The sequence below is a fragment of the Paenibacillus sonchi genome (assembly GCF_016772475.1).
GTDB classification, from domain to species: Bacteria; Bacillota; Bacilli; order Paenibacillales; family Paenibacillaceae; genus Paenibacillus_AQ; species Paenibacillus_AQ sonchi.
On sequence record NZ_CP068595.1, the window covers coordinates 1,475,097 to 1,498,581 of the forward strand.

17 protein-coding genes and 3 pseudogenes are annotated in these 23,485 nt (G+C 52.4%); 10 read left to right on the forward strand and 10 right to left on the reverse strand.

Annotated features, from left to right (window positions below):
- Nucleotides 1-64: 64 nt before the first annotated feature.
- Entirely contained in the window at nucleotides 65-496 is a 432-nt protein-coding gene (locus JI735_RS06785) for a MarR family winged helix-turn-helix transcriptional regulator (protein WP_020425687.1), read from the reverse strand.
- 210 nt (nucleotides 497-706) lie between these two features.
- Between JI735_RS06785 and JI735_RS35395 the strand changes: the two genes are divergently transcribed.
- Entirely contained in the window at nucleotides 707-1,081 is a 375-nt protein-coding gene (locus JI735_RS35395; RefSeq protein WP_233476285.1) for a hypothetical protein, read from the forward strand.
- A complete protein-coding gene (locus JI735_RS06790) occupies nucleotides 1,078-2,400 on the forward strand; it encodes a methyl-accepting chemotaxis protein (protein WP_233476286.1) in 1,323 nt (440 codons plus the stop codon). Before JI735_RS35395 ends, JI735_RS06790 begins: the two co-directional genes overlap by 4 nt.
- Nucleotides 2,401-2,620: 220 nt before the next feature.
- On the opposite strand, the gene JI735_RS06795 is transcribed toward JI735_RS06790, so the two are convergent.
- The 3 genes and pseudogenes from JI735_RS06795 to JI735_RS06805 form a co-directional block, all read right to left on the reverse strand.
- Nucleotides 2,621-4,630 (reverse strand): bifunctional diguanylate cyclase/phosphodiesterase, encoded by a 2,010-nt coding sequence (locus tag JI735_RS06795; RefSeq protein WP_202677213.1) that lies wholly within the window; start codon nucleotides 4,628-4,630, stop codon nucleotides 2,621-2,623.
- A 230-nt stretch (nucleotides 4,631-4,860) separates the two neighbouring features.
- Nucleotides 4,861-5,409, reverse strand: coding sequence for a hypothetical protein (locus tag JI735_RS06800; protein WP_039838801.1), 549 nt, complete (start codon nucleotides 5,407-5,409; stop codon nucleotides 4,861-4,863).
- Nucleotides 5,410-5,446: 37 nt separating this feature from the next.
- A pseudogene (locus JI735_RS06805) lies at nucleotides 5,447-5,665 on the reverse strand (ATP-binding cassette domain-containing protein); the annotation flags it as partial.
- Between the two features lie 263 nt (nucleotides 5,666-5,928).
- Here JI735_RS06805 and JI735_RS06810 point away from each other — a divergent pair.
- Entirely contained in the window at nucleotides 5,929-7,296 is a 1,368-nt protein-coding gene (locus JI735_RS06810; protein ID WP_202677214.1) for a dicarboxylate/amino acid:cation symporter, read from the forward strand.
- A gap of 529 nt (nucleotides 7,297-7,825) precedes the next feature.
- Here the strand turns inward: JI735_RS06810 and JI735_RS06815 are convergent.
- Both JI735_RS06815 and JI735_RS06820 read right to left on the reverse strand, forming a co-directional pair.
- Nucleotides 7,826-8,827 (reverse strand): Gfo/Idh/MocA family protein, encoded by a 1,002-nt coding sequence (locus tag JI735_RS06815; protein ID WP_039838799.1) that lies wholly within the window; start codon nucleotides 8,825-8,827, stop codon nucleotides 7,826-7,828.
- Between the two features lie 94 nt (nucleotides 8,828-8,921).
- The gene (locus tag JI735_RS06820) at nucleotides 8,922-9,875 is read right to left on the reverse strand and encodes a 1,4-dihydroxy-2-naphthoate polyprenyltransferase (RefSeq protein WP_039838798.1); all 954 of its coding nucleotides are present in this window, start codon (nucleotides 9,873-9,875) and stop codon (nucleotides 8,922-8,924) included.
- A gap of 196 nt (nucleotides 9,876-10,071) precedes the next feature.
- On the opposite strand from JI735_RS06820, the gene JI735_RS06825 reads away from it, so the two are divergent.
- From JI735_RS06825 to JI735_RS06840, 4 genes are all read left to right on the forward strand, one after another.
- On the forward strand, nucleotides 10,072-12,438 hold the full coding sequence (locus JI735_RS06825; protein ID WP_202677216.1) for an EAL domain-containing protein: 2,367 nt from the start codon (nucleotides 10,072-10,074) through the stop codon (nucleotides 12,436-12,438).
- Between the two features lie 120 nt (nucleotides 12,439-12,558).
- On the forward strand, nucleotides 12,559-13,182 hold the full coding sequence (locus tag JI735_RS06830) for an acetate uptake transporter (RefSeq protein ID WP_039838794.1): 624 nt from the start codon (nucleotides 12,559-12,561) through the stop codon (nucleotides 13,180-13,182).
- 223 nt (nucleotides 13,183-13,405) lie between these two features.
- Nucleotides 13,406-15,550, forward strand: coding sequence for a bifunctional diguanylate cyclase/phosphodiesterase (locus tag JI735_RS06835; RefSeq protein ID WP_202677218.1), 2,145 nt, complete (start codon nucleotides 13,406-13,408; stop codon nucleotides 15,548-15,550).
- Nucleotides 15,551-15,673: 123 nt separating this feature from the next.
- Complete coding sequence (locus JI735_RS06840) at nucleotides 15,674-15,997, forward strand: hypothetical protein (protein ID WP_039838793.1); 324 nt, start codon at nucleotides 15,674-15,676, stop codon at nucleotides 15,995-15,997.
- A 552-nt stretch (nucleotides 15,998-16,549) separates the two neighbouring features.
- On the opposite strand, the gene JI735_RS06845 is transcribed toward JI735_RS06840, so the two are convergent.
- Entirely contained in the window at nucleotides 16,550-16,999 is a 450-nt protein-coding gene (locus JI735_RS06845) for a VOC family protein (RefSeq protein ID WP_039838792.1), read from the reverse strand.
- A 264-nt stretch (nucleotides 17,000-17,263) separates the two neighbouring features.
- Here JI735_RS06845 and JI735_RS06850 point away from each other — a divergent pair, with 264 nt between their 5' ends.
- From JI735_RS06850 to JI735_RS06860, 3 genes and pseudogenes are all read left to right on the forward strand, one after another.
- Nucleotides 17,264-18,145 carry a helix-turn-helix transcriptional regulator gene (locus JI735_RS06850; RefSeq protein WP_039838791.1) on the forward strand — a complete coding sequence of 294 codons (882 nt, stop codon included), beginning with the start codon at nucleotides 17,264-17,266 and terminating at the stop codon, nucleotides 18,143-18,145.
- Between the two features lie 670 nt (nucleotides 18,146-18,815).
- A complete protein-coding gene (locus JI735_RS06855) occupies nucleotides 18,816-19,292 on the forward strand; it encodes a DsrE/DsrF/DrsH-like family protein (protein WP_020426973.1) in 477 nt (158 codons plus the stop codon).
- A 190-nt stretch (nucleotides 19,293-19,482) separates the two neighbouring features.
- A pseudogene (locus JI735_RS06860) lies at nucleotides 19,483-20,993 on the forward strand (aminotransferase class V-fold PLP-dependent enzyme).
- Here JI735_RS06860 and JI735_RS06865 read toward each other — a convergent pair.
- The 3 genes and pseudogenes from JI735_RS06865 to hydA all read right to left on the reverse strand — a co-directional run bounded on the left by JI735_RS06865 (nucleotide 20,909) and on the right by hydA (nucleotide 23,485).
- Nucleotides 20,909-21,622 carry a TVP38/TMEM64 family protein gene (locus JI735_RS06865; protein ID WP_411830066.1) on the reverse strand — a complete coding sequence of 238 codons (714 nt, stop codon included), beginning with the start codon at nucleotides 21,620-21,622 and terminating at the stop codon, nucleotides 20,909-20,911. The pseudogene JI735_RS06860 and the gene JI735_RS06865 sit on opposite strands and share 85 nt — an antisense overlap.
- A 193-nt stretch (nucleotides 21,623-21,815) precedes the next feature.
- Entirely contained in the window at nucleotides 21,816-22,058 is a 243-nt protein-coding gene (locus tag JI735_RS06870) for a hypothetical protein (RefSeq protein ID WP_051052254.1), read from the reverse strand.
- Nucleotides 22,059-23,485, reverse strand: a pseudogene (hydA, locus tag JI735_RS06875) (dihydropyrimidinase).

The following is a 23,485-nucleotide window of genomic DNA, read 5'->3' on the forward strand; positions in this document are numbered from 1 at the left end:
AGACAAACAAAGCCGCGCTTCCGGTTACCGGAGCGCGGCTTTGTGCGAGTACATATATTAATCGTTAACGTTCCTGCTGGTCCAGCATCTGATAATAGTCAGCGAAATTTTGCAGCTCTTCCGGTTGCAGGATGGCCAAATATTCACTAAGCAGAAGCAGGAAGCGGTTTTTCCCTTCTTCAAGCAGCTTCTCCCCCTTGTCGGTAAGGGTTACAATGACGGCTCTGCGGTCGTGTTCATCCTGCTCGCGCGCGCTTAGCCCCAGCAGCTCCAGTCGGTCCAGCATCACCGTTACCGCACTGGATTTGACCTCCATTTTGTCCGCAAGCTGGATCACCCGCGCATTCTGCTCCTGGGCGATCATACGAAGCAGGCCGAATTGCGGCACGGTAAGTCCGATTTCCCGGTGCAGGGACATTTGTGAGGCAATTTTGCGCTGTACCTTCCACATGGATAACCCTAAACGTTCTACCAGCGGATCGATTTGTTGCGACATTTCTTTCAGCTCCAGTCCGTTTGTCCTGATTCAAGCGTAACATTATCACGGGCCTTGATTCAATGCTTTTATCTGGATACATTTTTACATAATACGTCATGTTCCGACACAAAAATATTATATTTGCGCTGGCATTGATGCGCTATAATCGTAGCAGTGATACAACGGTATTACTGAAAACATTAGAAGCAGGGTTGGTGGTACTAAAAAATGAAATTGGCTACAAAATTAACTTGGATGATCCTTATTGTATTGCTCCTTGTAGGGTCCTCCATCGGATTCTTTGGTTACCGTGCCGCCTATCATCAGGTAGATGAGGCTGCGGGAATTGAGCTGGTGGGCTGCGCCAATATTACAACCGGCCTGATTGATCCCGCCGACATCACAGCACTTGTCAACGGGGATAGCAGCAAAGTGCCTGCCATTGAAGAACGGATCGGCTGGATTGTGGCACACAAACCCATTTTCAAGGAAGCATTCATCCTGTCACTGGACGGTAAAATACTCGCTGCCGACGCCAGCTTGAAAAAAGAGGCTATAAAGCCGGTGATGACTTCTATTTTACAGAAGAAGATAAAGCCATGATTACTACCATGAAGCATTCCGCATACTCCAAAGTTTATACATATCAAGGAACCTCGCTCAAAACCGGGTATGGCCCCATTTATCAGGATCATGATCCCACCAAACCTATTATTGCCCTGATGGCTATCAATTTTGACGGACCCTTAATTCAAGAACGGACGATGGATATTATTGTTCAGCCTTTCATCATCGGCGGCTCCATTCTGATCGTAGCCATACTCGCCGCCTACCTGATGATCCGCCGTATGGTAAGCCCGCTCACCAAGCTGTCCGCCTCGGTAAACACTATTGCGAGAGGCGACCTTACCCATGAACCGCTGCTCTTCAACAGCAAAGATGAAATCGGGACACTGGCCCGCGACTTCAATGACATGACCCTGAATCTGCGCGACATTATCACCCAGGTGAATGACACCTCCATGCTGGTCGCCTCTTCCTCCCAAGAGCTGTCTGCAAGTGCCCAGGAGACGAACCGTGCCGGAGAGCATAGCGCGAATGTTACCATTGAGCTGGCTGAGGGTGCGGGTACCCAGCTGAAGGACCTGGAAGGAAGCTATCAGGCTGTGCAGGACATGTCCCGCTTCATTACCGAGATTGCCGGGAATGCCGACAGCGCGAAGGATACCGCTGCAAATAACGCCCAAAAGGCCCGCCTCGGCCGGCAATCGCTGGACTCTACGACCTCCCAGATCGGGATTGTGAGCGAAAGCATCCATGACCTTTCGGACATTATCGCTACGCTGGGCAGCCACTCCAAAGAGATTGAGAACATCGTAGGTACGATTTCCAGCATCGCTGAAGAAACCAATCTGCTGGCCTTGAATGCGGCGATAGAAGCTGCACGTGCCGGAGAAGAGGGCCGGGGCTTCGCCGTCGTTGCCGGCTCTGTCCGCAAACTTGCCGAGCGTTCAGCCGCATCAGCCGGCCAGATTGGCGAGCTGGTCAGCCTGATCATCAGTCAGATGGACAACGCCGGTGAAACCATGAAACGTTCAACGGAAGAGATGGAGCAGGGCAAGGAGCTGATCCTGTCCGCCGGACGCTCCTTCTCCGAGATCGAAACCTCCGTCTCCGACATGTCTTCACAGAGCCAGCAGATCTCCGAGACCGTCCGTGAACTGGGCCTGATAGCAGGCGGACTTGTGGAGTCGATTCAGAAAATCGTCACTGTGTCCAATTATACGGCAGAAGGCGCCATGACCCTCTCTGCCACTTCCCAGGAGCAGCTGGCAGCGATGGAAGAAGTACAATCCTCAGCGGGGTTCCTCTCATCTCTGGCAGAGAAGCTGCAGGTTCTGGTCGAGAGGTTCAAGGTGTAGGGGGCACGGATCACGGTGGAAATCCGCAGACAAAGGCGGACGCGTTCGCTCCTGCAGTTCCAAACTTCCCCTCCGTCACTTTCCCCTTTTTTTCATTTTCAAGTTCAATCTATATAGGCTTTAATGTAAGCAAACAGCGCAGAATCTCTTGGGAGGTTCTGCGCTGTTTGCTGCCTGAGGCAGGTTATATTGAGACAGGTTATATACCCTATCTAGTTCATCACGCCGTATTCTCTATGAACCACTGCCCCAGCTCACTGACAGGCATGGGCCTCCCGTAATAAAAGCCCTGCATTACCCGGCAGCCCAGGGACTGCAACAGTTCAATCTGCTCAGGTGTTTCTACACCTTCGGCGACAACCTCCATGTTGAGGTTGCTGGCGATGGCAATAATATTGCTGATGATGGCCTTCTTGGAATGCATCTTGCTCTTGCGGATGAATACCTGGTCAATCTTCAGCGTGTTCACCGGAATTTCATCCAGGTTCCCGAGGGAGGAGAAGCCGGTGCCGAAGTCGTCCAGCGATACCCTGACTCCGAGATTCCGCAGCTTGGAGAGCTGCGCTACCGTCTCTTCCATATTGTTCATGGCGATGGACTCCGTAATCTCCAGCTCCAGGAAATGCGGCTCCAGGCCGGAGCGGACCAGCGCCTCTTCGACCACATCATAGAGGCTGCCGCCCTCAAACATCCGGGCCGACATGTTAATGGAGACGGCAACGTTGGCTACGCAGGCTTTGTGCCAGAGCTTATTCTGGCCGCATACATCATGCAGCATCCAATACGTGATCGGGACAATAAGTCCGGTCTCCTCGGCGATGGGAATGAATTCGGCAGGCGAAATAATGCCATGTTCCGGATGCCTCCAGCGCAGCAGCGCCTCCAGCCCGACGGTTACATTCATGAGCGAATCCCATTTCGGCTGGTAGACGACCATGAATTCTGAACGGGCCAGCGCCTTCCGCAGATCCTTCTCCAGCGACATCCGCCGGAGCTGGTGGCGGTTCATTTCCTGATCGAACACACTGAATTTATTTTTGCCGGAGTCCTTGGAGGTATACAGCGCGGTGTCCGCCGCCTTCATCAGCGCAGAGCGGTCTGTTCCGTGCAGCGGAGTCATACTGATGCCGACACTCGCTGTAACATACAGTTCATTGCCCTCAATGCTGTAGGCCTTCTTCAATTCCCGCAGAATATGCTGTGCTTCCTCCCGGGCATCTTCCATGGTGCAGACCGGCAGGGCAATCAGAAATTCATCCCCGCCCAGCCGGAAAACTTTGCCCTTGGCGCTGATCACACACCGCAATCTCCCCGCAACTTCCTGGAGCAGCATGTCCCCGATATCATGTCCCAAGGTATCATTAATCGATTTGAACCGGTCCAGATCGACAAAAAACACCGCACCCGAGTGCCCGCCAAAAAATTCGCCTTTGAAGTAACGTTCCAGCCCGTGCCGGTTCGGCAGCTCTGTCAGGGGATCATGATAGGCCATACGCTCCAGCACATGCCGGTCCAGAAATACCGCGCCGCAAGATACCGCAAGCATAAACAGAGTGACAAGAGAAACTCCCGTCAGCAGAACCACATCACTCTCCATTAGAAGAGGTCTCGTGCCAGTCCAGTTGTCAACCTCCAAAATGCTGGCCCGCAGGCTGATATAGTGCATTCCGGTAACTGCAAGCCCAATGAACACCGCGGAGTACAGCTTCCAGCGGCTGAAACCGGCATAGTCCTTGAATTTGTGAAAAAGAAATACGGCGGCATACGAAGCCACACAAGCGACGACAACGGACAGCCCCTGGGTCAGCGTCTCATAATGAATCTCCGCCTGCAGCTTCATGGAGTACATGCCCATATAATGCATCATGGAAATCCCGCTGCCGAGAATCAGGCCGCTGAGCAGCAGACGCCCTGTTCTCAGGGGAGATATTGTAGCGACCCATAACGATAGATAACACGCACACATGCTGATCAGCAGTGAGCAACCGGCTATTCCCGGATGATAGCTTACCTTAAAAGGCAGATAGCTCGCCATAACTCCCACGAAGTGCATAGCCCATATTCCGCTGCCCAGCACACAGGCGCTGGACAACAGCCATAAGCGTCTTACCCTTCCAGCAGAATGGAAAACCTGTAAAATTAAATTAAGCGCTGAATAAGCTGCGGTGGCAGCAAGCGCAAAAGACAGTAAAACAATCCATAGGTTATAGTGGATTCCCATTTGATCCATAGTTGACCTCTTCACCAATATAATTATCATCGTCGCCGCAGTACATTTGCTAAGTCAAAATCAATATACGAATATCAGATAAATGGAAGAGTGCATAAAGATTATAGGCCATCCCTGAAAGTAAACTTTAGCTGTATTCTAACCTGTATTTAGTACACTGTCTAAGTAAATACTGGAACTCAGACCCTTTTTTAGTGTCGGCAAAAAATGTCCACATTTGCGTGTCAGCCTCATGCGCCGAGGGTTGGAATTTGCCCGGGCCGTGAACCTTCATGCGAAAAGGCCGCACGCCAAGCCCAGACATTTGCCGCTGCCAAAATTACCAAATAGATGTAAGTGCCGGACGGGAACAGAGAAACTATGTAATGCAGACCCGCCAGTCCCATCAGGATAAAGAGCAGCACAAACCCGCTCACCGAGAAATCCCTCTGCTTCGCCGCTTCATACTTCTCTGAAAAAGGCAGGGCCCGCGGCAGCACCCGGAAACAGATGACCGCATACAGCGGCAAGGCAAGCATTACTGCAGCCAGACCGGGAAGTATACGCCCAACAAAGAGGATCAGCATCAGTCCAAGCAATAGATAGATCCACTGTACCCGCAGCGGCGAGCCCTCGGTTCCCCGGCTGCCCTTCTGTGTTCCAAGCACTGTCGGTATCCGCCTTCCATCCATCGTGAGCTTCACCTGCAGAATGCTGCGCAGCATCTTATAATCCACCCCGGCCCTCCGGAATCCGCCCTGAAGCCGGTCAAGCAGCTTCAATACCCAAAAATCATTCATGCGGAGCACCTTCTCCAAGTACAGCGACAAACTCGCCGGCGATATCCCTGCCAAAAATCCGTACCGTACCCGTGTAGCCTTCCACCAGCCCCAGCATAATTTTTACCGTAGTGCTCTTGCCTGCCCCATTCGGGCCAATGTAGCCGATAATCTTTCCCCTGTATACTTCGAGGTCGATGCCCCGCAGCACCATCCGGTCACTGTAATTCATCCATAGTCCTGATATTGAAATGACCGGTTCTTCTGTGAGTCCCATAACCCGTTCCCTCTCAGAAATCCGCTAGGCAATCCCAATTTTATGTAATTCCAAATTCAACTCCTGTTCTACCAAATTATAGATCAACAACCTATTAGAAATGCCCATGTCCGGTTGTACACAAATGCGGTCCAATGGATTGCTGAACAATTCACGGCTAAATTTTGTAACATATTCTTATATTGACAATCATAAACATACTCTGTACATTATTCTCATTATTCACACCAAATAAGTAGGTTTAGGGAGGTTTTGCAAAGCCAATGAACAATATTGATAACAACCTGTTGTCTGCTATTGAGACGAACTGGCAAGGTTTCGTGATTTCCATTTTTGTGTTTGGCATTCTATTTCTATTGGCGCGTAAACGGATCGGATTTGGTACCCGTGTTCTTCTGGGTCTCGGCATCGGTCTGATAGCCGGCATTTTCTTTCAATATTTTGATTTGGAGACTGAGGCCATTAAGACGTTTGGCAGCATTTATGTCAGTTTGATCCGGATGCTCGTGATTCCCCTGGTATTCATCCTGGTCCTGAACAGTATTTCATCTTTAACCAATCTGGAGTATTTGCGCAAAATAGGTATAAAAACCTTCGCCTGGTTCCTGGGGACAACCGGTGTCGCTTCGATTATCGGCTTGTCGGTAGCCCTGCTGTTCAATCCCGGGAAGGGCATTCAGCAAGCGGTGCCGGAAGGGTTCAAGGCCCGTGAAATCCCTACCTTCTCACAGGTCATACTGGATCTGGTGCCCTCTAATCCCGTCAATGAGGCCGCAACCGGCAAGGTCGTCCCCCTTCTGATCTTTGCTATCTTCCTGGCTGTAGCGATTATCAAGGTCGGCTCCAAAAAACCGGAGGCCGTCAAGCCGGTCCGCGATCTCATTGAATCATTGACCACTGTCCTGCATCAGGTAGTCAAGTTTGTCATCCGCCTGACTCCATATGGAGTCTTTGCGCTGATCGCGGGAATTACAGCACGGTATGGCTGGGAGACCCTGCAGGAGTTGGGCAGCGTCATCATCACCTCCTATGTTGCGCTTATCATTCATTTTGTCCTCATTTTTGGAGGGCTGGTGCTGCTTGTTGCCAAAGTCAATCCCTTGCGCTTTTTCCGCAAGATATATCCTACCCTCACCGTGGCCTTCACCACCAGAAGCAGCTATGCAACGCTGCCGGTTAACCTGGAGGTCATCACGAAGCGGCTGCATGTCTCCCCGCGCATTGCCAGCTTTGTCGCGCCTCTGGGGGCTTCTGTCAACTTTAATGGCTGCGGCGGAATCTGGCCTGCGATCGTGGCTGTTTTTACAGCCCAGGTGTTTGGCATCCACTTGACCGTAACCGACTATGTGACCCTTGTACTGGTGAGCATCATTTCTTCCATAGGTGTGGCGGGTGTACCCGGTCCGGCAGTTATTTCTACAACAGTTGTATTGACCGCACTGGGACTGCCTCTTGAAGGCATTGCCATTGTGGCGGGGGTAGAAGCTCTCATTGATATGGGGCGTACTGCTGTAAATGCGACAGGAACAACCGTCACCGCACTTCTGGTGGCCAACTCGGAAGGTGAATTTGACCGCGAGGCCTTCAACCGGGGAGATGATGATGAAGAAATCCTGCTGAATGCTGTGTAACTGGAATGCCGGCTCCCTTATGTTCCAATTAAGCAGCGACAGCATTTCCTAATGGCGTAAAGTAAGTTATGTACCCAAATTTGGAGCCTGGCAGGCAACAAAAATGCGGTATGCGTGTATACAAGTAGAAACGACTACGCCGTCCTTTTACAGGACGGTATCGTTTCAGCGAGAAATATAAGGATAATTTATTACGTGAAGCATATAAATTCTTATATTTCAAGCAGAAAACGGCTGCGCCATCCATCACTGGACAACGCAGCCGTTCTGCATTTCAGTTCCGCGGTGCCTGGAGGATGCTCCATGAACCCTGCGGCAGCTTCAAGTGGAAAAAGGATCACTAATTTGCTCTAACACCATGCTATCCGGAAGTGAAGTGGAAAAAGGATCACTAATCCAGCTCATTTCGCTCCTGACAGGGTAAAATGACCCAATTAAGTTCCCTTTTTCCACCTAAATCTCACGATTGTTGATTTTGGAGGGAAATAGGTTCCCTTTTTCCACCTAATCCCTTATTCCCGACTCCTTGTCATCCCTGCTTCAGGCTGATTCGCTGCCGTGTCCGTGCCGATGCCAGGCAGGTCTCAATCAGCGCCATGTTCAGCACCGGGTCCTCCGCAGCAACCACAGGTGCTGCGCCGAAGACAGCGGCGGCGAAATTATCCGCCTGGCAGACATACGGATTGGCTCCCGTTGCCCGGGCGCGTCTGACTTCCCCGCCGGAATATACAAAAAATTCGGCATCATCGAATCTGGCGTTAAACGGCATCGGAAGCTCAATCCGCCCTTCCGTCCCGAGCACCTCCAGCAGCTGCCGGTTGTAGGCCCACATGCCGCAGTCGAAGATCAGGCTGACACCGCCGGGAAACTCAACCAGTCCGGAGGCCATCATATCCACATTGTCATGCTCAGGGGAAAAGATCGCCTGTACGGTTGCCGCTTCCGGCTCCGTTCCGAACAACAGCCGCGCCGCACTGAGCGGGTAACAGCCGACATCGTACAGGGAGCCTCCGCCCCAAGCCGATTTGAAGCGGATGTTAGACGTATCTCCGGCATCGTTATATGTAAAAGTCCCCCGGATGGACCGCAGATCGCCGATCTCGCCGCTGGCGATAATCTCCTGCACTTCGGCAATCCGCGGGTGATGCCGGTACATATAAGCTTCGGCCAGATGCACGCCCGCCTTCCGGCAGGCTTCCACCATCTCTGCCGCCTCCTGGCTGTTCAGGGCAATCGGCTTTTCACACAGCACATGCTTACCTGCTTCTGCCGCGCGGATGACCCATTCGCGGTGCAGATGGTTCGGTAGCGGAATATATACCGCATCAACATCCGGATCAGCCAGCAGCTCCTCATAGCTGCCGTAGGCCTGTGCCACGCCGAATTCCTCAGCGACGGCGCTGCTCTTGTCCAGCCCCCGGCTCGCCACCGCCTGAATGATTCCCGTCTCCGATTCCTGGATGGCCGGCATAACCGAGCCTGTTGCGATTTGCGCACAGCCCATAATTCCCCAACGCAGCTTTTGTGTCATCGGTGTACACCTTCCCTTGTCATAGATTTCCTGGCTGTCTCTCATTGAAACAATATCACAGAATCCGGCATATCTCTATGAATGGAAGCTGCAATCATAGCAGAACCTTCAGCAGGATAGCCGCACCCAGCACCGCAATCCGGGCCACGCTCATCAGCATGAAATTTTTGACGGACAGAATGAAGGTGGTCGCCTTCTCCTGCTTCTCCTCAAAGCGGGCGATATTGCGGCGGAGCGGAATCAGTATCAACAGCAGCAGCGCCGCCAGCACAGGGTTTACTCCCAGCAGCAGCAGCACGGCAAGATCGGCAAAAGAGACATAATACAGCAGCCTGAACAGCAGCAAAGCATTCTTCCGTCCTATATACACTGGCAGTGTATACCGCCGGTTGTCCATGTCATCCTCGATGTCGCAGATATTGTTGGCCAGCATAATTCCGGCAATTCCAAGAATCGCCGGCACGGAAAACCAGAAGAGATACAGCACCTCAGAGATATGGATATGCAGGCTGGCCCAGCCTTCGGAGAACAGCAGCGTCACCACAGTCTGGTCCGAGTGAATATACGCTGAGATAAAGATGATGACAAACCCCATAAACAGCCCGGAAAACAGCTCGCCGAGCGGCATCCGTGAAATCGGTATCGGACCGAACGAGTACAGAATGCCGATCAGGAAGGACAAGCCGCCCAGCAGAAACACCAGCAGCCCCGTCTCGGCAACAAGCGCAATCCCGCCGCCCACGGCAAGCGCGAGCAGGACAGCAATAACAGCCACCACCGTACTCTCCTTCAGCTTGTAGTGAACAATGGCATTATGCGTTTCATAGCCGTAGCCGTGGGTTTTGGCCGCTTTTTTATAATCATAATAGTTGTTGATCGCCGTTGTCGCCATGTCAAAGCTCAGCAGGGACACGAACATCAAGGCAAAACGCAGAACATAGAAATCCTCGAACCGGTACAGGGCATACAATGTCCCCAGTAGAAAAGGCAGCATGCTCGCCACCTTTGTCGGCAGCTCGACAAATTGCAAAAAGCTTTTTACATTCACGGGCATTCATCCTTATCTGTCAAATAAAGCGTGCTTACGTGCCGGCAGTGGCGATGGTGATCGGGGATTGAATTATTATACATCAAATTTCGACACATTGTGGAGAAAAGCCCTGCAAAATATTCCCTATTCGTGGTACACTCTATAGTATGGTACTTATTTCCTATTCATATGAAATTTATAAAAGGGGAGCATCATGAAGCTGCGCAAAAAAATGATCATCTTCACCTGTGTTGTTGCCCTGGTTACCTTGGGGATCAACTACCTGCTTCTGCATCTCATCATGCTGAACCGTTTTGAGAAGCTGGATGAAGCCGCGCTGAAACACAGTCTGGACGATGCGCTCACTTCCTATCAGGAGGAACTGCTGGATATGAGGACCGGAATGCTGAACTACTCGCTCCGGGACGAAACCTACCGGTTCGTAGAGGCAAGCCGCTCAGCAGATCGTCCCCCTGCTGCAGATGACGGGTTTATCCGCAGCACCTTTAATAGAGCAACCTTTGAAGTCAATCATCTGGATATGATGGCTCTGCTGGACAAATCGGGGCAGCCTCTATATGGCGGGACATATGATACTGCCCGCAGGAGCATGTCCCCGCTGACACCGGAGCTGTATACACTGTTCAAGCTGATGAACAGCAGGCTGCCTGCCTTTTCAAGTGCAAATGACAGCCAAACCGGGATTGTGCTTCTCGATCGGGGTCCGATGCTGATTACGCTCACGCCTATTGCCGGCAGCAGCACAGACAAGCCGGTGATCGGCACCGCCGTTGCCGGAAGAATGCTTCAGCAGGAGGAAGTCACCCATGTCCGGGAGGACGGCCCCGCCAGTATCCAAATCACCAGAGCCACCTCAGAAATGCTGGCACAGAGCGGCGGGAAGGATCGCTGGATGAGTCCAGTCTCCGGCAGCATGATGTCGGTTCACACCGTTGTGAACGATCTGTTCGGCAACCCCGGCGTCGTTTTCACCGTGAAGCAGCCCCGGCAGATCTATGAGAGCGGGCAGGAATCGGTCTACAGCTTCCGGTTAGTCTTCTTTACTGTCACCATATTGAGCTGCATAGGAAGCATGCTCTTTGTGAACCGCTCCATCCTGGGAAGAATGTCTTCCTTAATCAAAAATATCCGGGCTATCGGCAGCAGCAAGGATTTATCCATTCGCATCATCAGTACCGGAAGGGATGAGTTCAGTGATGTGGAGCATGAATTCAACCGGATGATCAATTCCCTGGAGCAGGCCCAGGAGGAGCTTCAGCAGCAATCCATGCTTGATCCGCTGACTCAGCTGCCTAACCGCTCGCTCTTTTTCGCAAAGCTCAATGCAGCGATTGGCGCAGCCAAGGGCAGCAACCGGCAGATTGCCCTTGTCTTCATCGATCTGGATCACTTCAAGACTGTCAATGATACGCTGGGCCATGATTTCGGCGATGCCATGCTCCAAGAAATTGCCTTCCGGCTCACACAGGCCGTCGGGACACATGATGTAGTGTCACGCCTTGGCGGCGATGAATTCACCATTCTGCTCTCCGACATCCCCGATTCCGCCGCGATTTCGGCCCGGCTGTCAAGCATTCAGGACGCTCTCTCCATGCCGCATCAAATCCAGGGGCATCTCTTCTATTGCACGGCCAGCATAGGCATCAGCATTTATCCCCAGAACGGGGATGACGCCGACTATCTGGTCAAACAAGCCGATCTGGCGATGCTCCATGTCAAAGGGACGGGACGAAACAATATCTTTCAATATTCCGAGGACCTGGAAGAGAGCATCCGGCGCAAAAAGGTGTTGTCACAGCAGCTGCTCTCTGCGGCAGCCAATGCTGAGTTTGAAGTGCATTACCAGCCAATTCTCAATGCTGAGCGGCTGCAGGTGCATAAGGTGGAAGCGCTTTTGCGCTGGACCAGCCCTATCTACGGGCCTGTATCTCCGGCAGAGTTCATTCCGCTCGCGGAGACCAGCGGCTCCATTGTAAGTATCGGGGGCTGGGTGCTGCGGCAAGTCTGCGCGGATATGCGGAGGTTTCGGGAGAGCGGATTATTTCTTACCGCTGCGGTCAATATTTCAGCGCTGCAGCTGATGCAGCCTGGCCTGCTGGAGCTGTTGCTCAAGCTGCTGCATGAATATGAACTGCCGCCCTCCAGCCTGGAACTTGAGATTACGGAGAGCGTGCTGGTCAACGGAGACAGCATATTGGAGTCGCTGCAGCAGCTTAGAGCACACGGATTCCGCATTTCACTGGACGACTTCGGCACCGGCTTTTCTTCTTTGAGCTATCTGCGGCGGTTCCCTGTCGATGTAATCAAAATTGACCGCTCCTTCGTCTCTGAAATGACCCCTCACCCGCAGGGTGATATGCTGGTCAAAGCCATTATCGAGCTCAGCCACAATCTCGGGCTGAGTGTAGTGTCCGAGGGTATCGAGCTGCAGGAGCAGTTCGATATGCTCCGCAGCCTGGGCAGCGACGAGTTGCAGGGATTCTACATCAGCAAACCGGTTAGAGCCGGCGAAATCCGCTCCTTTTTATCCCGGAAAAAATCGTTTTTGGGCGAAAAATGAACAGTTCCTTTATAGGCAAGGTTCAGGCGATATGATATGATAGGCAAGCTGATAACAGCACCCGCTCCGGGTGCTGTTATCCTATGCGAACACTTATGAAAATTGGAGGCATTTATTGTTATGTCAGCGCAATCGCCAAACACCCAATCCGTCAAAATCGTCACCGCCGACCCTAGCGCCATCGGCCTGTTCGGATTGGCTATCGTCACCCTGGTCGCTTCTTCACAAAAGCTTGAAATTACAACAGGTCTCAGCTACTGCATACCTTGGGCTATTTTCCTCGGAGCCTTTGCCCAGCTGTTCGCATCCATTCAGGATGCCAAACACAACAATACCTTCGGAATGACCGCCTTCGGCGCTTATGCGTTCTTCTGGTTCGGCATGGCGGCAAGCTGGCTGATCAAGCTCGGGGTATTCGGAACAGCTTTGGCGGAAGGCGTAGACCCCAAACAGCTGGGATTTGTTTTTCTGGGATATCTGGTCTTCACCCTCTTCATGACCCTCGGCGCTGTAGAAGCAAACCGGGTGCTGCTAGTCATCTTTGTATTAATTGATTTCCTGTTCCTCGGGCTTACGATGGATTCCTTTGGAGTCGCCGCTGAGTTTTTCCATAAGCTGGCTGCCTGCTCAGAACTGGCCATTGGCATCGTTTCTCTTTACGGCTGTGGCGCGTCAGTGCTCAACGCTCATTTTGGACGCCAGTTCCTTCCGGTCGGGGCTCCGCTCGGGATCTTCAAAAAATAGCTTTCAACTGCAACGGATAAATACAGCCGCCTTCCGGCGGGACGTGTTTATCCTTTTTTTAATTTTGTAGGACCACTGTAAGCTTTTCCCTTGCGCAAAGGCGATAAAGATGACATGCTATAGAGACATCTACGACATATATCGACATTTTCCTGTGGGCGGGAACCGCTTCGAAATGAATGGTAAAAATAATGTTGAATTTTTTTGATATCGGAGGCACTCCATGGCTTTCATTAATAAAAAGCCTTTAACGATCATCCTCGGCTTTGTCGTCGTTCTTCAGCTCTCTCTATTTTACTATTACTCTTTATCAGTAGACCGGGAGTACCGGGCTGAAAAAGCCGACCTGTCCTCACAAGCAGTCATGCTAACCTCAAACATTGAAGAGAGAGTCTCGATTGTCAAAGGCGTCAGTTCCTTTATACAAACGGTCGGCTTTGATGCTGATCCAAACCTGATTAATGAGTATCTGCACACCGCATACAACAATAATTCAAGCAACGTTATGAATATCATGATCGCTCCGGACGGCCTCATCCGTTACTTATATCCTCTCTCAGGCAACACAGCGATTCTGGGCAAAAGCCTGCTGCTGGATTCAGCACTGTCCTCACCCGGCATGGTCCAAGAAACCATCCGCTCCGGCGGCATTACAATAGACGGGCCCCGGACTCTCGCCCAGGGTGAATACGGCATGGTGATCAGACAAGCCATCTACCATAACAATTCCTTTACAGGCATCGTTTCTGTAACACTGAAGATTGAGAATATTGTGGACCAGCTTTTGCTGAAGGACACCCGAATTTTTGTGAAAACAGAAGACCATACTTTTCTATTCGGCACCCCTGCCGATCAGGAAGACAAGCAGTTAATAGTTCCCGTTACCGTCTACAATCAGCACTGGCTGATGGGCATCCCCATGCCTTCGCATAAGAAATGGGAGATGCTGCGCAGCGTTCTCTGGATCGATATGGCCATCCTGCTTATCATTGCCTTTATCCTCTACATTTTCTGGCATCAGAGCCGCTTCAACCGTGAACTGGAGCGGGTGGTCAGCATCCGCACACGTGATCTCCGCGTGTCCAAGCGTCTCTATGAAAAGCTCGCGCATTACGACAGCCTGACGGGAATACCCAACCGGCTGTATTTTATGGACGAGTTCGAACGCCTTCTGCAATCGGCAGAGCCGACCCAGACCTACACACTGTTCTTTTTCGATCTCAACCGTTTCAAGGAAATCAATGATACACTGGGTCACTCCATCGGGGACCAGGTCATCAAGACACTTGCCAATCGGCTGAAAAATGGCAAAGTGCCCTTCAAGCTGTTCGCACGCACCGGCGGCGATGAGTTCGTGATGGTATTCCCCGACCTGCCCCGGGAGCATATCCCCGCTATCGCCGAACACATCAGCGGACTGATTTCGGAAACGCTGCTGATTTCCGGCGCGCATCTGAGCTTATCGACCAGTATAGGCGTCTCGCTGTATCCGGAGCACTCGCTGAACAAGGATGATCTGCTGAAGTTCGCGGACATGTCGATGTATCAGGCTAAAAGCCAGGAGGATGCCAATTACTTCATCTTTGATTGGGGGCTGCGCGAGAAGCTGGAGCAGAAGACGATGATCGCCAAATATCTGCATTCCGCACTGGAGCGCGAAGAATTTGTGCTTCACTACCAGCCGCAGATCAACGCCGTTACCGGTAAAATGATCGGCATGGAGGCGCTTGTCCGCTGGAACCATCCCGAAAAGGGCCTGATCGGCCCCGGCACCTTCATTACCGCCGTAGAGGAAGCCGGGCTGATGATTCAGCTTACGGACTGGGTGCTCCGTGAGGTCTGCCGCCAGCTCTGTGAATGGAGAACGATGGGCCTGCCGCTGCTTCGGACCTCGATCAATATCTCCAACAGCTGGTTCTACAACCGCAACCTGATCGAGAACCTGCTTGCGGTGCTGGACCAATATGGACTGGAGACCAGTATGCTGGAGTTCGAAATTACGGAGAGCACCGCGCTTCTGGAAGAGCATTATCCTCTGCTGCAGCAGATGCGCGATCATGGCATCGTCGTCTCCATCGATGACTTCGGCACCAAGTATTCTTCACTGAATTACCTGAAGCATTTTCCCGTCAACAAAATCAAAATCGACCGCACCTTCATCACCGGCATCGGCGTCAGCTCCATTGACGAGACGATTATTAAATCCATCGTATACGTCGCCTCGCAGCTCGGGTATGATCTGATTGCGGAAGGCGTGGAGACCCAGGAACAGCTTGATTTCCTGATTAAGCATAACTGTCCGCATATTCAAGGCTTCTTATTCTTTCCGCCGCTGCCTGCCGAAGACATCCATAAGCTGGCCTCCTGAAGAATTGCAGCCCTCCGGTTCTTCCGCTTGGTAAAAGCTCTCCGGGTCAGTATAATAAAAACTGTGCCGTCCTTTTTAGGACGGCAGCAGCTTTGAAGTTAAGCCGAAAGGATTCTGAGAATAATGAATACGCTATCAACACCCGAATGGACTGCTACGCTTGCCTTCGCGCTGATTCTGGCAATCATCGCCTACCGCGTAATCCGCAGCATGCCGAATATGGCCGGAAATATTACAGCTTTCCGCAAGAGAACCTTAGTCTGGACGCAGGTTGCGCTTGTGCTTGCGGTTCTCCAGCTCAATTTCAAGGCAGGGGACTGGCGATTTGGCATCATCCTTGGCCTGATTGTGCTGTTCACGGGCAGCGTTTGGCTGGCCGCCCGTTATTATGACCTGCGCCGTCCTGAGGCCGCAGACCCGGCAGATCAGGAAACAGGCAAAAAATAGCCGGTTTTCTTGTATTTTTGGCGATAAAGCCGCAGGGATTCCCAACCGCTCCAAAATTAACGGGGACATGCTGAAGACGGATCGCCCTATTCCTTCGCGATCGATCCGCAGCCGTTACGGACAGGAAAGCCGTTATGGATAGAAGATTCGTCTATTCCGCAGGGCAACGGACTGAGATGACTCTATTTGTCCCCTTTCCCCTTTGTTCCAGGCTCCATCGAACGATATAACGGCTCCTGGGTCCGTAACTGCTGAAAAAGTAAGATTTTTGGCAAAATAAGGGCTCCTCTGTCCGCTTCAGTCTGCGGATGGAGCCCAACCCTTCTATATAAATTGAACTTGAAAATATTACAAATAAGGGAAAAGTGGCGGAGGAGAAGTTTGGAACTGTAGGAGCGGTAGCGTCCGCCTTTGTCTGCGGATTTCAACCGCGAACAGCGGGTTACAATCAAGAAATCTGTAGACAACAGCGGCCGGAAGTCCGAACATTCTCTGGAGTCGCGACCAATCCCAAATAGAAAAGTCACAAGTTTAATTTATATAATGTATATTTCAGTTACCGAGTTGTTCCGCCAAACCGATTAGAAGTCCTTCAATTCCACGAATGTAGCAGAGCCGGTACGAGTCCCCGTACTGGACCACTTCGCCAACGAGCTGAGCACCATGCTTAGTGAGTCTGGCTACCATTTCGTCAATGTCTTCAACGGCGAACATGACGCGTAGATAACCGAGTGCATTTACAGGAGCAGTTCGGTGATCTGATATAGTAGGCGGGGTGAGAAATCGCGAAAGTTCAAGCCGGCTGTGGCCATCTGGGGTAACCATCATAGCAATCTCTACACATTGTGAACCCAGCCCGGTTACGCGGCCAGCCCATTCACCTTCGACAGTAGCCCGCCCTTCGAGCCTCAAGCCAATCTCCCCGAAGAAAGAGATTGCGTCATCAAGGGATTCTACAACGATGCCAACATTGTCCATTCTTAGTAATTTGTTTTTTGCCATAGTTTTATCTCCTTAAGTGTACAAATTTATTACCTGATCATCTTCATATTCACAGTTCATGATAACAAAGATAAGTCACAGTATAGTGAAATGTAAAATGTGGTTTTCGGATACGTCCGAACAGTGACATTACCCTAATTACAGAACATTAGTTCATTCATATCAAATATCAACAACAAAGTTTAACCTAGCCATATTTTTAGATAAGCTCCCCCTGTGGGGGCTTTTTTGATACTATAAAGGAAATCTGCAAGGAGGGATTCTGTGAACAACCCAAGCAGCCACGGGGTCTATGGCTTCCGTTTCAGCGAGCCGGACCACCTGCCGCTCTGCAACCTTTTCGCGGTCGGACATGAAGTTGTGACGGATGCTTCTTATCACTGGAATGGCATGGACCGTACAGATGGGCCTCTGCTGCTGTTTCAGTACACAGCAGAAGGCAGCGGAATATTCGAAACGGAGCAGGAGACGTTCCGCATCGGCACCGGGCGGGCATTTCTGGCTGAGATCCCCGGCAGCCACCGCTATTATCATCCCGGCGATGCAGTGCCGTGGGAATTTTATTTCCTGCTCTTCCGGCCGCAGCCGCTGCTCCCCCTGTGGGAGGACATCAAAGCCAAGCTTGGGACCGCTCCAGCCATTGTCCCCGGCAGCAGACCGATCCGTATCCTGCGCGATATTGTCCATGAAGCATATTCAGGCAGAATTTCCGATCCCTACATCGCCTCCTCCCTGCTGCACCAGTTCATGATGGAACTGGGGAGGCTCTCCTCCAGCGGACCAAGGGACGCAGCAGAATGGCCAACGGCAGTAAGGGATTCCGTCCAATTCATCGAAGAGCGGTACAGTTCCATGATCGGCCAGGAGCAGCTTGCCGAACAAATGGGACTCTCCAAATTCCACCTGCTGCGCACCTTCAGCAAATACGTTGGCCTAACCCCAAATGAATACCTGAACCGGACCCGAATTGAACGTGCTATAGAACTTCTGACTGCCACTGACTTGAGTATTGAAGCCATTGCATCCCAGGTAGGGTATTCCAGCGGCAGCTATTTCATTAAGGTCTTCCAAAAACTGACGGGACAGACTCCCGGCTCTTTCCGCTCCGGCAGCGGCAGCTTGAATTACAGCCGGCTTTTTTTCTGAACATTTCCCCGGAAAGGCTGGTATTGCAGGCGAGGGAGGCCAATCCTATTTGTGGGCTCTCCCGTTATTCCTGAAGTGGAGGCCAGTTCATTTCAATTGTATTCTGTGCAGCAGATTAGGGAGTAAGGTATCCCGAAACGGGATTCTGCTGTATTCTGTGCAACAGAAATTGCAGCTATCGCCCAAATAGAGCAAAAAATCGAAAATCTGCTGCACAAAATACATTAGAATTGCCAAAACTGGCGTTTGGAGCCGTAATCCGCTGTACAAAATACAACAGATGCGCTGAACTTGATCAACGAATACGCCAACTGACACAACTAGCTTCCCCGCAAACTGAGGCCAACCGGCTGGCCTTTAGTCTTTTCGCCCTTTCGTCCCTTCACCACTTCGCCCTTCGACACTTCGCTCCTCGCCACTTCACCCCTTCGAAACCTCACCACTTCGACACTTCGCCCTTTCACTACTTTGCCCTTCGACATTTCGCCCCTCGTCACTTTGCCCTCGCCACTTTGCCCCTCCACCTCTTCGCCACTTGCCCCTCCCCCTCCATCCCTTCGCCTCCCGCCAATTCACCTCTTATGTGCGGACATCCTGTGACCGGAAGCATACTTCTTCCCTCCACAACCATACTAATGACATTCTGGGTTTCAATGGAGGGATAAGTAAGATGGGTAAACGAATGAATCTGCTGATGTTCAGCGGGGAGTATGACAAGGCGATGGCGGCGCTGATTCTGGCCAATACCGCCCGGGATATCGACGTGGAGGTCACGATGTTCTTCTCGTTCTGGGGATTATTCCTTGTCCGTGATCCGGACAAAATGACACTGGAGGACAAAACGATCTATGAAAAGCTGATGGACGTTATTACACCGAAAGGACCGGAGCAGCTGCCGCTCTCGCGGATGAATTTCAGCGGTCTCGGGAAGCTGATGCTGGAGGAAATGATCGAAGATCAGGGAGCGCCGAAGCTGATTCATTTTTTGAAGGGGGCCCGCAAAAAAAACATCAAGTTCTACGCCTGCAAGCTCTCCGTCGACATCATGGGCTTCAAGCCGGAGGAACTCCTTCCCGAGGTCGAGATTATTGATGCCGCCGCCTATCTGAAGGACGCTCTGGAAAGCGATATGCAGTTGTTCATCTAGCCTGCTTGCGGACGGCTGCTTCTGGGCTTTAACCTATTTCCTCCGGCGGGCATATACTGGGCCATAAGGAGAAACAGCTTCGCCGTCCAGTAAAGGACGGCATCTGTTTCGGCAAAATATAAGGATGATTGATGACTTGAACCCATTTATCCCTATATTTTAAAGTAACTACTGGCTGGAGGGATTACCCGTGCTGAGTATCAACCGCGCTTCTACGGCAGAGGAGCCCGTTTCACTGCTGGAGCATTTCGCAGCTTTTCGCGAGCATACTATTGGGGGCGGCATGTGATCTCCACTCCCTATGGCCGTCAGCCGCTGCTGTATGCTGACTGGACAGCCAGCGGGAGGCTGTATGAACCCATTGAACGCAAAATCCAGGAGAGCTTCGGGCCTTATGTCAGCAATCCGCATACAGAATCGAACACAACCGGTCTGACCATGACCCTCGCCTATAATGAAGCGCGGAAGATTATCAGGGACCATGTGAACGCCGGGCCGGATGATGTTCTGCTCTTCTGCGGCAACGGCACCACCGGCGCAATCAACAAGCTGCAGCGGCTGATGGGCCTGAAGCTTCCCGAATGGCTCCAGGAGGATTATCTATGCGTCCCGGAGGAACGTCCGGTTATTTTTGTCAGCCACATGGAGCATCACTCCAATCTGCTGCCCTGGCAGGAAGGCATCGGCGATGTAGTTACCGTCCCTGCCGGGGCGGACGGAACTGCTGATCTTAAGGAGCTGGAGCGCCTGCTGATACTCTACCGGAACCGCCGCTTCAAAATCGGTTCCTTCACAGCCTGCTCCAATGTTACAGGCATCCATACCCCCTATCACAGGCTCGCCGCCGCCATGCACCGCCACGGCGGGGTTTGCTTTGTGGATTTTGCCGCCTGCGCCCCGTATGTATCTATCAACATGCATCCGGCAGATCCGCTGGAGAAGCTGGATGCTATCTTTTTCTCACCGCATAAATTTCTCGGCGGCCCCGGCACAGGGGGAGTGCTGGTCTTCGATTTGGGCCTTAGCAGAGGCCAATTGCCGGATGAACCGGGCGGCGGAACTGTGGTCTGGGTCGATGCCTGGGGCGGACGCCGGTATATTCATTCAGTCGAAGTACGCGAGGACAGCGGGACTCCCGGATTTCTGCAGGCCTTCCGCACAGCGCTGTGCCTCAAGCTGAAGGAGGCGATGAACGGGGACGGCGGATTCATGCTTGCCAGAGATCAGCAGCTGTGCGGCAGGCTGCTCACCGGGCTTCACTCCATTCCAGGCTGCAAGATACTTGCGGGCGAACACACCAGGCGTCATGGCATTGTATCTTTCAATCTTGAAGATATTCATTATAATCTCGTGGTCAGGCTGCTCAATGACCGGTTTGGCATTCAGGCGCGCGGCGGCTGTTCCTGCGCAGGACCTTACGGCCATCATCTGCTCGGACTGGACCGGGAGCTCTCCCGGGAATTTATCCAGGCCATTCATGCCGGTGACCAGTCCCTCAAGCCCGGGTGGGTCCGCCTTTCGCTGCATCCCATTATGACCGACAGTGAGGTTGAGTTCATGATCCACGCCGTCCACAGCATCGTCCGCCACATCAGTGTGTGGAGACAGGATTACCGTTATAACTGCAGCACGAACAGCTGGGTGCACCCGGCCGATGCAGCCGGGAATAAGGCTGCTGTCAGCGGATTATTTACGTTGTAGCGATTCGTCTGCCGGAAGCTGCTTCTCCCGCGCCTGCGCGGCCCGGGTGAACCGGGCCTCAATGGCCTTAACCCCCAGAGTGAACCCCCGATAAAGAGCAGCACATAGATGATTTCTACGGGATGGCGGATGAACCGGTCCACATCATTACCAATATAGGAAACCGCAAACACCATGATCGCTTTGCCCGCACACAATGCAAGCAGATACGAGCGCAGCCGCATTTGCGCAAGCCCGGCAGCCATATTGATTACAACAAAGGGTCCAACCGGGAACAGGCTAAGCAGAAAAACATAGCTGAAGCCGCTATTGCGGACCCACTGCATACCTCTCGCAACTTTGGGCCGCAGCGCCCACTTGCGCAAGTAAGGGTGCGAGGCGATTTGGCGGATAATCAGGAACGTGGTCACACAGCCCGCAACCAGCCCGAGCCAGGAATACAAAAAACCAAGCCACAGCCCGTACACCGCCCCGTTAAGCCCTACTATCGCAATCGTCGGCAACGGCGGTACGAAGGATTTCATGAAAGTCAGCCCGATCCCGGGCAGAGGACCCAGTGAGCGGTATTGCTCCAGCAGCTGCAGAAGACGCTCCTCCGTCAGCCATGACATACTATCTAAAAAAAACATAGGAAATCCGCTCTCCTCATCCATAAGTTGAAATTGCAGGCACTGAGCCTCAATTATACAATACTTTTCTCCGGATGCGTTCCTTCCCATACATCCCACTTCCCTAGATTCAAAAAAAGGCCAAGCCCATACCGTATAAAGACGGAATAGGCTTGGTCTCCAAAATTCACATCAATCAACTGCTTATGACAGCTTATATATGTGTTTCTATTGGAGCGACTGGCCTCACTCCGGCGGCAAAAACCAACGTAGTCACATACTTGCGGCTATCTGCAGTCAGCAGCAGCAGCTCTACAGAACTCACACCCGGTTTGCTGTTGGCGAATTTTACTCTCGCTCCATCCAGGTCCTCATGGATACCCGTGACGACGTAGCCCTGCCGCAGCAGAGCGTCAATCTCTTTCCGCTCCTTGTCGAACTCGGCATATGCAGACATTCAGACCACCCCTCCGCTTACTTTGGCTTGCAAGGGACGCGGGGCTTCCGCTTCGAACCGTTTGCGGTGCAGATATTTCCCGGACCCCGCTTGGCCGACAAACTGCTTGTCGCGAATGACAAATCCCCCCGGCTAAGCACGGAGACCGGCTCGCCTTTGACCTCCATGCCTTCGAAGGGATTGTAGTCTACGTTCATATGGTGGGTTTCAGCGGAAAGGGTTCGTTCGGCGGATGGATCGAAAATCACGATATCTGCATCACTGCCTACCGCAATGGTGCCCTTCTGAGGAAAAAGCCCAAACAGCTTGGCGCTCGATGTGGAAATAATATCAACAAATTTATTCAGGGAAATGCGGCCTTTCTGCACGCCTTCGGAGTAGAGCACACTGAACCGGTCTTCAATGGTCGGTCCGCCGTTCGGAATCTTCGAGAAATCGCCTAGCCCAAGGTCCTTCTGTCCCTTGAAATTAAAGGAACACTGGTCGGAGCCGATTGTCTGCAGCGCGCCGCTCCAGAGCGCATCCCACAGCACAGCCTGGTTCCACTCTTCGCGCAGCGGCGGGGACCAGACATATTTGGCACCTTCGAAGTCCGGCTTCTCCAGCGCCGTCTGATCGAGTACCAGATACTGCGGACAGGTCTCGCCGTAGACACGCAGCCCTTTCCGGCGCGCTTCTGCGATCTTCCAGGCGGCTTCCGCACAGGTCACATGCACCACATACAGCTGGGAACCGGTCAGCTCCGTCAGATAAGCAGCCCGGCCGGTGGCCTCGCCTTCCAGCTCCGGCGGACGGGTCAAGGCATGGTAGATCGGATCGGTGTTCCCGGCAGCCAAGGCCTGCTCGACCAGATATTCAATCACATCGCCGTTCTCGGCATGGACCATCACCAGAGCGCCCTCCCGCTTGGCGGCCTGCAGCGTCTTGTACAGCACGCCGTCGTCAGCCTGGAAGGTGTTCTTGTAGGCCATGAACACCTTCAGCGAGGTGATGCCTTCGTTCTCAATAATCTGCGGCAGCTCGCCAAGCACCTTGTCATTCAGCTCCGAGACCATCAGGTGGAAGCTGTAATCAATCACCGCCTTATCCTGTGATTTGTGATGCCAGGTATCCACGGCCTGCTGCAGCGGCTGGCCTTTGGCGGTCAGGCAGAAATCGATGACTGTCGTTGTCCCGCCATATGCGGCGGCAATCGTTCCAGTCTCGAAGTCGTCGGCGGTCACCGTGCCGCCAAAAGGCATATCCAGATGCGTATGGGGATCAATGCCGCCCGGGAATACATAGCAGCCGGAAGCGTCGATGATCTCCGCACCCGGCGCTTCCAGATTCAGGCCGATACCGGCAATGATCCCGTCCTCGATCAGAACATCTCCTGCATACGTATCCGCTGCGGTAACGATAATGCCATTCTTGATCATCTTCTTCAT

Coding starts and splice junctions, on each gene's coding strand:
- JI735_RS06785 (WP_020425687.1), bottom strand. CDS start 496: ATGTCGCAACAAATCGATCCGCTGGTAGAACGTTTAGGGTTATCCATG.
- JI735_RS35395 (WP_233476285.1), top strand. CDS start 707: ATGAAATTGGCTACAAAATTAACTTGGATGATCCTTATTGTATTGCTC.
- JI735_RS06790 (WP_233476286.1), top strand. CDS start 1,078: ATGATTACTACCATGAAGCATTCCGCATACTCCAAAGTTTATACATAT.
- JI735_RS06795 (WP_202677213.1), bottom strand. CDS start 4,630: ATGGATCAAATGGGAATCCACTATAACCTATGGATTGTTTTACTGTCT.
- JI735_RS06800 (WP_039838801.1), bottom strand. CDS start 5,409: ATGAATGATTTTTGGGTATTGAAGCTGCTTGACCGGCTTCAGGGCGGA.
- JI735_RS06810 (WP_202677214.1), top strand. CDS start 5,929: ATGAACAATATTGATAACAACCTGTTGTCTGCTATTGAGACGAACTGG.
- JI735_RS06815 (WP_039838799.1), bottom strand. CDS start 8,827: ATGACACAAAAGCTGCGTTGGGGAATTATGGGCTGTGCGCAAATCGCA.
- JI735_RS06825 (WP_202677216.1), top strand. CDS start 10,072: ATGAAGCTGCGCAAAAAAATGATCATCTTCACCTGTGTTGTTGCCCTG.
- JI735_RS06830 (WP_039838794.1), top strand. CDS start 12,559: ATGTCAGCGCAATCGCCAAACACCCAATCCGTCAAAATCGTCACCGCC.
- JI735_RS06835 (WP_202677218.1), top strand. CDS start 13,406: ATGGCTTTCATTAATAAAAAGCCTTTAACGATCATCCTCGGCTTTGTC.
- JI735_RS06840 (WP_039838793.1), top strand. CDS start 15,674: ATGAATACGCTATCAACACCCGAATGGACTGCTACGCTTGCCTTCGCG.
- JI735_RS06845 (WP_039838792.1), bottom strand. CDS start 16,999: ATGGCAAAAAACAAATTACTAAGAATGGACAATGTTGGCATCGTTGTA.
- JI735_RS06855 (WP_020426973.1), top strand. CDS start 18,816: ATGGGTAAACGAATGAATCTGCTGATGTTCAGCGGGGAGTATGACAAG.
- JI735_RS06865 (WP_411830066.1), bottom strand. CDS start 21,622: ATGTTTTTTTTAGATAGTATGTCATGGCTGACGGAGGAGCGTCTTCTG.
- JI735_RS06870 (WP_051052254.1), bottom strand. CDS start 22,058: ATGTCTGCATATGCCGAGTTCGACAAGGAGCGGAAAGAGATTGACGCT.